The sequence below is a fragment of the Mesorhizobium sp. B1-1-5 genome (assembly GCF_006443065.1).
Lineage (GTDB): Bacteria > Pseudomonadota > Alphaproteobacteria > Rhizobiales > Rhizobiaceae > Mesorhizobium.
The window spans coordinates 1-9,008 of record NZ_VFWS01000164.1; the positions used below are offsets into that span (position 1 = coordinate 1).

General features: G+C 64.3%; 8 protein-coding genes and 1 pseudogene. 6 read left to right on the top strand and 3 right to left on the bottom strand.

Annotated features, from left to right (window positions below; translation table 11 throughout):
- Positions 1-392 precede the first annotated feature (392 nt).
- From FJ980_RS27865 to FJ980_RS27875, 3 genes are all read left to right on the top strand, one after another.
- A complete protein-coding gene (locus FJ980_RS27865; RefSeq protein ID WP_246676578.1) occupies positions 393-1,853 on the top strand; it encodes an AMP nucleosidase in 1,461 nt (486 codons plus the stop codon).
- Between the two features lie 129 nt (positions 1,854-1,982).
- Entirely contained in the window at positions 1,983-2,993 is a 1,011-nt protein-coding gene (locus FJ980_RS27870; protein WP_140546879.1) for an endonuclease/exonuclease/phosphatase family protein, read from the top strand.
- 62 nt (positions 2,994-3,055) lie between these two features.
- Complete coding sequence (locus FJ980_RS27875; protein ID WP_140546873.1) at positions 3,056-3,421, top strand: hypothetical protein; 366 nt, start codon at positions 3,056-3,058, stop codon at positions 3,419-3,421.
- A gap of 78 nt (positions 3,422-3,499) precedes the next feature.
- Here the strand turns inward: FJ980_RS27875 and FJ980_RS27880 are convergent, their stop codons facing one another.
- Positions 3,500-4,093 carry a DUF922 domain-containing protein gene (locus tag FJ980_RS27880; protein WP_140546874.1) on the bottom strand — a complete coding sequence of 198 codons (594 nt, stop codon included), beginning with the start codon at positions 4,091-4,093 and terminating at the stop codon, positions 3,500-3,502.
- A gap of 133 nt (positions 4,094-4,226) precedes the next feature.
- A complete protein-coding gene (locus tag FJ980_RS27885; protein ID WP_140546875.1) occupies positions 4,227-5,906 on the bottom strand; it encodes an electron transfer flavoprotein-ubiquinone oxidoreductase in 1,680 nt (559 codons plus the stop codon).
- Positions 5,907-6,157: 251 nt separating this feature from the next.
- Between FJ980_RS27885 and FJ980_RS27890 the strand changes: the two genes are divergently transcribed.
- From FJ980_RS27890 to FJ980_RS27900, 3 genes are all read left to right on the top strand, one after another.
- Positions 6,158-6,814, top strand: a complete 657-nt coding sequence (locus FJ980_RS27890; protein WP_140546876.1) for a hypothetical protein — start codon at positions 6,158-6,160, stop codon at positions 6,812-6,814.
- 46 nt (positions 6,815-6,860) lie between these two features.
- Positions 6,861-7,787, top strand: a complete 927-nt coding sequence (locus FJ980_RS27895) for a uracil-DNA glycosylase (protein WP_140546877.1) — start codon at positions 6,861-6,863, stop codon at positions 7,785-7,787.
- Positions 7,788-7,993: 206 nt separating this feature from the next.
- On the top strand, positions 7,994-8,803 hold the full coding sequence (locus tag FJ980_RS27900) for a helix-turn-helix transcriptional regulator (RefSeq protein ID WP_140546878.1): 810 nt from the start codon (positions 7,994-7,996) through the stop codon (positions 8,801-8,803).
- Positions 8,804-8,899: 96 nt separating this feature from the next.
- Here FJ980_RS27900 and FJ980_RS35530 read toward each other — a convergent pair.
- Positions 8,900-9,008 (bottom strand): annotated as a pseudogene (locus tag FJ980_RS35530) (EamA/RhaT family transporter); the annotation flags it as partial.

Below are 9,008 nucleotides of genomic sequence, written 5' to 3' on the forward strand. Positions count from 1 at the left end.
CAAGAACACCAGCGTAGGCTTTGTGCTGCTGATCAGCCTGCAGCGCGGGTAGATGTAACGATATTCAGGTGAGGCCGGCCTGCGAAACGCGGCTTCCTGCGCTTCCGGTGCTCACGTACGAAAAGTACGCTCCGCTCCGGCCTTCGCCGGCCGAAGCCCTCATAAATGTCTCCGTCCTATGAAGGCTACGGCCGGCGTAGGCCGGTTCTCGGAATCCACCTTTCTCGACTCGGCCTGACCTGAATCTCGTCACACCTTGAATCGGAGCGATAACAAAAAATCTCCAGCTGGGTTGCGGTTCCTGTCCGCTCACCCCTCCCAAGCGCTCTCCTGAGTCTCTATATTGAGCCATGGAAAAGCGAATCTACCCCCAAGCCATCGACTCGGTCGTCATGCCGGAGCCCTTCGGCAAGCAGGACTTCCACGACGCCAGAAAGGCCGTCGCGGCGCTGCAGGCGCTCTACGACCGCAACACCAAATTCCTGCGCGATTCTTTCTCAGCCCTTGCCGCGGGCGGAGATGAAAGCAAGCGCTACCGGGCCTTCTATCCGCAGATCGGCGTCACCACGACCTCATTCAGCCAGGTCGACTCGCGCCAGGCCTATGGCCATATGCCGACGCCCGGCCATTTCGCCACCACGATCACGCAGCCGCAACTGTTCGAGAACTATCTCATCGAGCAGCTTCGGCTCATCATGCGCAATCACGGCGTGACGGTGACGGTCTCGGAATCGACGACACCCATCCCGCTGCATTTCGCCTTCCTGGAAGGCACCTATGTCGACGGCGCCGCCGCCGAGCGCATCAAGCGGCCGATCCGCGACCTGTTCGACGTGCCCGATCTCGACGGCACCGACGACCAGATAGCCAACGGCACCTTCGAGGTGGCGTTCGGCGAGCCGCGGCCGCTGGCGCCGTTCACTGCGCAGCGCATCGATTATTCGCTCCACCGCATGACGCATTACACGGCGACCAGCCCGCAGCATTTCCAGAACTTCGTGCTGTTCACCAATTACCAGTTCTACATCGACGAATTCGTTGCGCGCGCCCGCGAACTGATGGAGAGTGGTGGAGGCGGCTACAGTGAATTCGTCGAACCGGGCAATGTCGTAACCAAGGCGGGAGCCGGGTCGCCGAGCGAGGGCGCGCCGCCGCACCGCCTGCCCCAGATGCCGGCCTACCACCTGAAGAAGCCGGGCCATGGCGGCATCACCATGGTCAATATCGGCGTCGGCCCGTCCAACGCCAAGACCATCACCGACCATATAGCGGTGCTGAGGCCGCATGCTTGGGTGATGCTTGGCCACTGCGCCGGGCTGCGCAACACGCAGGCGCTGGGCGACTATGTGCTGGCGCATGCCTATGTGCGCGAGGACCATGTGCTCGATGACGACCTGCCGGTCTGGGTGCCGATCCCGCCGCTGGCCGAAATCCAGGTGGCGCTGCAGGAGGCGGTCGCCGAAGTGACGGGACTGTCGGGCTACGATCTCAAGCGCATCATGCGCACCGGCACCGTCGCCACCATCGACAACCGCAACTGGGAGCTGCGCGACCAGCGCGGACCGGTGCAGCGCCTGTCGCAGTCCCGGGCCATCGCGCTCGATATGGAATCGGCCACCATCGCCGCCAACGGCTTCCGCTTCCGCGTGCCTTATGGGACGCTGCTGTGCGTCTCCGACAAGCCGCTGCATGGCGAACTGAAGCTGCCCGGCATGGCGACCGAGTTCTACAAGCGGCAGGTGGCGCAGCATCTCACCATCGGCATCAAGGCGATGGAGAAGCTGGCCGAAATGCCGATGGAGCGGCTGCATTCGCGCAAGCTCAGAAGCTTTTCCGAAACGGCGTTCCAATAGAGCCACACGCCTGCCAGTGGTCGGCGAGGCAATCGGTCGTCTTGCTTGGGCCGCAATTTGGCCGATAACCGGTCCGAACGGAAGACTGGGGCTTCGGAGAGAATGACAACGGGCGGCGCGCGCTTGAGCATGATGGCTCAGCTGATAGTCCTGGCGATGATGGCATGCTCGGCTGCGCTCTTGGCCGGGTTCTTCGGCGCTCTGCATCCGGCCTTCGATTCCTTCTCGCATTTCCGCATGCATCTGAGCGTGCTGACGGCCCTCCTCGCGCTGTTGCTGCTTGCCGGCCCCTACCGGCTACAGGCGGTCGCCGCGCTGGTCTTCGCCATCGCCTGCTTCGTCACGACGACGGGCGCGCTTCCCAGATTGTCGGCGCAGCAGGCGGTCGCAAAGCCGGCCGACCGGATCACCTACAGCCTGTTGCAGATGAACCTGCGCTTCAACAACCCGACGCCGAAGAAAGTGCTGTCGCTGATCGGCAGGACCAATCCGGACGTCATCACGCTCGACGAAGTGTCCGGCATGTGGGCGAAGGAGCTCGGCTATATTGCCGGCGCCTACCCCTATCGCATCCTGTGCGACTATCCCAACGGCATATTCGGCGTCGCGCTGCTCTCGCGCCGTCCCTTCGCCGCCGGCACCGCGCCAGGTTGCGAGCCGCGCGGCGCGATGGCCACCGCCACGATCGATTTCGGCGGCATTCCGGTCGATGTCGCCGCGATCCATCTCAGCTGGCCGTGGCCGCAGGAGCAATACTGGCAGATTGGCGAATTGGCGCAATCGCTGGCCGCGCTCGGAGAAACCGCCATCATGGCCGGCGACTGCAATGCCGTGCCGTGGAGTGTGGCGGCGCGGCGGGTGGCGCGGCTCAGCGGCATGACGCTAATGCCTTCGATCGGTCCGACTTGGATCCACCGCACGCTGCCCGACTTCCTGCGCCGCTATGCGGGCCTGCCGATCGACCAGGTGTTCAGCAAGGGCGGGGTGACGATCCTTTCGTCGGCCCGAATGGAGGACACCGGCTCCGACCATCTGCCGGTGCTGGTCGAATTCACGCTGCGGTCCGACGGCAACGCGCCTGACGACGACCACAAGTCGGCGCTGGCGGCGAATACCTCGTCAACCGGGACACGTGGCTAGACTACCTCGACAGGTTCCAAGTCGGTCGGCCTGTGCAGTGTCTCAGTTCGAGATTTGACCGGGTGATAGCCAGCATCAACCGCCTGTCGCATCACGAGCCGAACTTGTGTATCCTTGCCGCAAAATCATTGGCCGGTGATATGGCGCGGGTTTGGAAGATTGTACGCCATGGAGCGCCCGACGAATGGGAAGACTCCATCCCAGAAAAGTCGCTGCCCGAAGGCCAGCTAGCTGTGCTTCTCTCGCGGCTAGTTTTAAGTCACCTGCCAGCTGCCGCGACATTGCCACGAAACGCACCGCGCTACACGACCTCGCTTACAGTGAAGAATGACAGACGGGGCAACAAAAGCTTCACCGTCTACGCGAGCGGCAGCCGAATACACTACATTGCGACCTTGGAGGATGCTTCGGGTGCCGACCGGACCTGAAGGCCGAGAAGCCCAATATACTGGACGTCTGCAGTTGCGCGTCCGGCCAAGTAGATAGTTTAGAAGTCGCTTCTGGGCTTATTTCTTGATCAACGCATTGACCAGTTTTTCGACATGGCCGCCGTCGCGGTGCTCGCGCGCGTCGAAGGCATTCTGCCTGGCCTCGTAGTCGGTATAGATCGTGTCGATGCGACGCCTGGCGTCCCAGCGAAGACCGGTGCAGAACCAGTTGTCCTGCCGCTCGAGCCCGGCGAGCGCCGTCTCGGTTGCCCGCATCATCTGCTTTGCGATGCGGCCATGGGTATGTTCATGCTGGCGCACGCCGGCCATGAAGCGCTCCCAGCGCTTGCGCAGGACCGGACCGGACGGAGACGTGCGGCGCGGAAAGGTGTAGGTCAGGTCGATCGTGCCGGTGGCCTGACGCAGCCGGCAGATGCCATTGTCCCGTTTCACGTTGAGGTTCCAATGCACGGTATAGCCGGTCTCGGCAATGGCGCGCGTGGCATGACCATGCCGCGGCCCGAGGCCATCCATCGCCTCGATCAGTTCAGCCCCGGTCCTGCCGGCGACGTCATAGCTGCGCACATGTACGGTCAGCTTGGTGCCAGCCGAGGCCGTCCCGCAAAAAAGCATGCCGGCAGCAGCTAAAATCGCCAGGCTGATGCGCCGCATGTCCGCCTCCTCGTTTGACGCGAAGCAGACCATACTCGGCGCCCGGCTTCAACGGTCTCTGCCGATAAGGCGCGGCTACCCGACCTTCGCCGGCCTGTTGGAGCGGCGGTCGAGACGGCCCGGTCGGAGCGGATCACATGCCCTGGTAAACCGGGCCTTCGCCGCCTTGTGGCGGCACCCAGTTGATGTTCCGGTTCGGATCCTTGATGTCGCAGGTCTTGCAGTGCACGCAGTTCTGCGCGTTGATGACGAAGCGCACATCCTTGGCCGACGGGTCAGCTGCGGCGTTGCCGTCCTTGTCCACCCACTCATAAACACCGGCCGGGCAGTAGCGGGTCGAGGGACCGGCGAAGACGTCGTGCTCGGAACGCTGCTGCAGCGCCATGTCGCCGACGATCAGGTGCACCGGCTCATTTTCCTCATGGTTGGTGTTCGACAGGAACACCGAGGACAGCCGGTCGAAGGTCAGCACGCCATCCGGTTTCGGATAGGCGATCTTCTGGTGCTGGGCGGCGGGCTCGAGCGTCGCATAGTCGGCCTTGCCATGCTTCAGCGTACCGAAAGGCGAGAAGCCGAACAGCGTGTTCAGCCACATGTCGAGACCGCCGATGCCGACGCCGATAATGGTGCCGAAGCGCGACCACAGCGGCTTGACGTTGCGCACCTTCTTCAGGTCCTTGCCGATGTCGGTGCCGCGCCAGGCTTCCTCGTAGGAAGCGAGCTCGTCATTGGCGCGGCCGCCGGCAATCGCCCCGGCCACATGCTCGGCCGCCAGCATGCCGGAGAGCACCGCATTGTGCGAGCCCTTGATGCGCGGCACGTTAACGAAGCCTGCCGCGCAACCCATCAGCACGCCGCCGGGGAAGGAAAGCTTCGGCACCGACTGCCAGCCGCCCTCGGTGATGGCGCGTGCGCCGTAGCCGATGCGCTTGGCCCCCTCGAAGGTGCCGGCGATCGCCGGATGGGTCTTGAAGCGCTGGAATTCCTCGAAGGGCGACAGATAGGGGTTCTTGTAGTTCAGGTGGACGACGAAGCCGACCGCCACCTGGTTGTCCTCGAGATGGTAGAGGAAGGAGCCGCCGCCGGTCTTCATGTCGAGCGGCCAGCCGAAGGAATGCTGCACGAGACCAGGCTTGTGGTTCTCGGGCTTGACCTGCCAGAGCTCCTTGAGGCCGATGCCATATTTGCCGGGCTCGCGGCCTTCCGAAAGTTCGTATTTGGCGATGAGCTGCTTGGCCAAGGAGCCCCGCGCGCCTTCGCCGATCAGCACATATTTGCCCATCAGCGCCATGCCGGGCGCATAGGCCGGGCCATGCGTGCCGTCCTTCTCGACGCCCATGTCGCCGGTGATGACGCCGGTGACGGCGCCGGCCTCGTTGTAGACGAGGCTTGCCGCGGCAAAACCCGGATAGATCTCGACGCCCAGCGCCTCGGCCTTGGTTGCGAGCCAGCGGCAGACATTGCCCAGCGAGACGATGTAATTGCCGTGGTTGTTCATCAGCGGCGGCATCAGGAAGTTCGGCAGGCGGAAGGAGCCGGCGGGGCCGAGCACCAGGAAATGGTCCTCCGTCACCGGCGTCTTGAACGGATGGCCCTCCTCCTCGCGCCAGCCGGGCAGCAGCCGGTCGATGCCGATCGGGTCGACGACGGCGCCGGAGAGGATGTGGGCGCCAACCTCGCCGCCCTTCTCCAGGACGACGACGGAAAGGTCCGGGTTGAGCTGCTTCAGACGGATCGCGGCGGAAAGGCCGGCGGGACCAGCGCCGACGATCACCACGTCGAATTCCATGCTCTCGCGTTCGATTTCGCTCATCGGCCCCTCACTGGCTCGCCATGTTCTCGCATTGTGCTGGCTCATGCGCTGCATAGCGCATCAATTCGCGACGCGAAACCGGCGCTGACGTGACAACAGCGATTTCGACAAAAAGTCGCGGTTTTCGCCACGAAACGGCCGCCGCGCAGGCCATGGCCAAGCATAGGCCAGCGCCAATTGGATGGAAGGCCAGGCCGCATCCGCATGTTTTTAATTGTTCGACGGCTTGGTTATCGGCAATACTTTGCACCATGCGCAGTCCAGAGCCAGCCGGCTTTCCCTCGAAGCGCTTACTCTTCACGCCAGGCATGGCCTGGCGTGCGGTTCTTCCGCTCCTCTTTTTGACCCTGCCGGCCTTTTTGACCACGCCCGTCTGGGCCGATCCAGTGAAGGTCTGGGCGACCGGCGCCTATTCCTTCTCCGACGAGCTGGGCGGCTTCCGCATCACCGGCGCTTCGGGCATCGGTACCAAGGAAGACCCGCTGATCATCAAGGAGGAGCTCAACACGGCAACGCCGGTAACGCTGACGATCCGCGCGACCAAGCCGATCGAGCCCTTCGGCAGGGCAGGCGAGGTCGCCAACGGCGTGATGTATATGCGCATCGACGTGCTCAACAACAGCGCGCTGCCCTGGGTGGAGTTCCAGTTCGAGCTGCAGGAAATCCTCGACCAGCCGAGCGTGTTCGGCGACGGCCTGTCCTTCGATCAGCGCAACAAGACGCCCGACAACATCTGGTCGAGCAACTTCACCGATTTCGACCGCCGGTTCGAACCCTATGACCAGCTGCTGTTCAAGAACGGCAAGGTCGACCCGCTGAAGACGGCGACCTTCGATTTCCTGGTCACCGACTACACGCCGCGCTGGACGTTTTATATCGTACAGGACCCGCGCATACCGACGGGATGACCTGATCCCGGTTGCAAATCGGCGCCGCGCGGACAATGGTGGCGCCATGACTGCCGCCTCCCCCAGCACGCCAGCCGAGATCGCCGAACTGCTCGCCTTCTATGCCAGCGCCGGCGTCGACGAGGCGCTTGAAGACGCGCCGGTCAACCGGTTTGCCGAAGCGGCGGCGAAGTCGGCCGAACGCAGGCCTGCCGAGCGGACGCCAGCCGCGCCGCCTCGCGACGCAAGACCCGAGAGCCGCCCGGCATCCGGGCAGGTCCCGGAGCGGCCCCAGGCGCCCGTGCCGGCAACGCCATCATCCGGCCTCGACGCGCGCAATATTCCCGATGCTCCGGCGCGCATGCCGGCCGCCACCGTCCCCGACGAGGCGCAGGCGCTGCTTGCCCGGCGACTGGCCGCAAGCGCCTCGACGCTCGAGGAACTGCGCCAGCACATGGCCGGCTTCGACGGCTGCAATCTCAAATTCACGGCCAAGAACCTCGTCTTCGCCGACGGCAATCCGAAAGCCGAGCTGATGCTGGTCGGCGAGGCGCCGGGTCGCGACGAGGACCTTGAAGGCCTGCCCTTTGTCGGCCGCTCCGGCCGGCTGCTCGACCGCATGCTCGCGGCGATCGGCCTCGACCGTGGTTCGGCCTATATCGCCAACGTCATTCCGTGGCGGCCTCCAGGCAACCGCACGCCGACGCCGCACGAGACCGAAATCTGCCGGCCCTTCATCGAAAGGCAGATCGAGCTGGTCAATCCCAAGGTGCTGGTCAATCTCGGCGGCCCATCGGCCAAGACGCTGCTCAACACGAGCGAGGGCATCCTGCGCCTGCGCGGCAACTGGCGCGTGCACACGACCGCTTCCGGGGTTGCCATCCCGGCGATGCCGACGCTGCACCCGGCCTATCTCTTGAGAACGCCGGCGCATAAGAAGCTGGCCTGGCGGGATTTTCTCGAGGTGAAGGCAAAGTTGAAGGGGCTGGCGTGAGCACTTTTTCCTTCTCTCCTTGTGGGAGAAGGTGCCCAAGGGCGGATGAGGGGTGCTCCAGAAAATGCCAGCGTCTCACTCCGCTGGAACACCCCTCATCCGTCTCGGCGCTGCGCGCCGATGCACCTTCTCCCATAAGGGGAGAAGGCGGAGCTATAACCTCAAAGGTAATTGAACTGCGCCCCTCGCCGCCCTACTCCTCTCCCATGACCACATCCGAATCTTCCGCCGGCAGCCTCATCCGCGAATGGCGCACGCGGCGGCGCATGAGCCAGCTCGACCTCGCCATGGAGGCCGATATCTCGCAGCGGCATCTCTCCTTCGTCGAAAGCGGCCGGGCCCAGCCTTCGCGCGACATGGTTCTGCACCTGGCCGAGCAGCTGTCGATCCCGCTGCGCCAGCGCAATCAACTGTTGCTTGCCGCCGGCTTCGCGCCGAGCTTCAGCGAAAAGCCGCTCACCGATGCGACGCTGGCGCCGGCGCTTGCCGCCGTCGAGACCGTGCTCAAGGGCCACGAGCCTTTTCCGGCACTGGCGGTGGACCGGCACTGGAACCTCGTTTGCGCCAATGGCGCGATTGCCCCGTTCCTTGCCGATATTTCCGAGCCGTCCCTGCTTACGCCGCCGGTCAATGTGCTGAGGCTCAGCCTGCACCCGGGCGGCGTGGCGCCGCGCATCGTCAATCTGGCGGAGTGGCGCGCACATCTGCTGGATCGGCTGAAGCACCAGAACGACGCCACCGGCGACCCGGTGCTGATCGAGCTGGAGCGCGAATTGCGCACCTATCCGTCGGGCCTGAGGAGCAGCCGGCCCGCACCGGTCGAGCCGAGCGGCATCGTCCATCCGCTACGGATCGCGCATGGCGATCAGGTGCTGTCCTTCATCAGCACGATCACCGTCTTCGGCACGCCGCTCGACGTCACGCTGTCGGAGCTGGCGATCGAATCCTTCTTCCCTGCGGATGAGCAGACCCGGGCGGTGCTGGTGCGGCTGGCGAAGGAGCGGAGTTCTCAATAGGTCGAAACTAGAAAGGCCGAGGGACAGCACCCCCTCCGTCCTGCCGGACAGAGAGGAGTGTGACGGAACTCGGCGCATGAGATTCACGCAACGGAACTATCCCTGCGGCGACGCGGCCGTCCTGGTGCGCGTGCGCTCCAAGCCGAGCTGCCGCTCGCGCCAGATGATGAAAATGCCGGCGGCGACCACGATCACGCCGCCGATT

What these genes read in the sequence shown, in the direction of transcription:
- FJ980_RS27865 (WP_246676578.1), top strand. Translation starts at nt 393, where the DNA reads ATGCCGGAGCCCTTCGGCAAGCAGGACTTCCACGACGCCAGAAAGGCC.
- FJ980_RS27870 (WP_140546879.1), top strand. Translation starts at nt 1,983, where the DNA reads ATGATGGCTCAGCTGATAGTCCTGGCGATGATGGCATGCTCGGCTGCG.
- FJ980_RS27880 (WP_140546874.1), bottom strand. Translation starts at nt 4,093, where the DNA reads ATGCGGCGCATCAGCCTGGCGATTTTAGCTGCTGCCGGCATGCTTTTT.
- FJ980_RS27885 (WP_140546875.1), bottom strand. Translation starts at nt 5,906, where the DNA reads ATGAGCGAAATCGAACGCGAGAGCATGGAATTCGACGTGGTGATCGTC.
- FJ980_RS27890 (WP_140546876.1), top strand. Translation starts at nt 6,158, where the DNA reads ATGCGCAGTCCAGAGCCAGCCGGCTTTCCCTCGAAGCGCTTACTCTTC.
- FJ980_RS27895 (WP_140546877.1), top strand. Translation starts at nt 6,861, where the DNA reads ATGACTGCCGCCTCCCCCAGCACGCCAGCCGAGATCGCCGAACTGCTC.
- FJ980_RS27900 (WP_140546878.1), top strand. Translation starts at nt 7,994, where the DNA reads ATGACCACATCCGAATCTTCCGCCGGCAGCCTCATCCGCGAATGGCGC.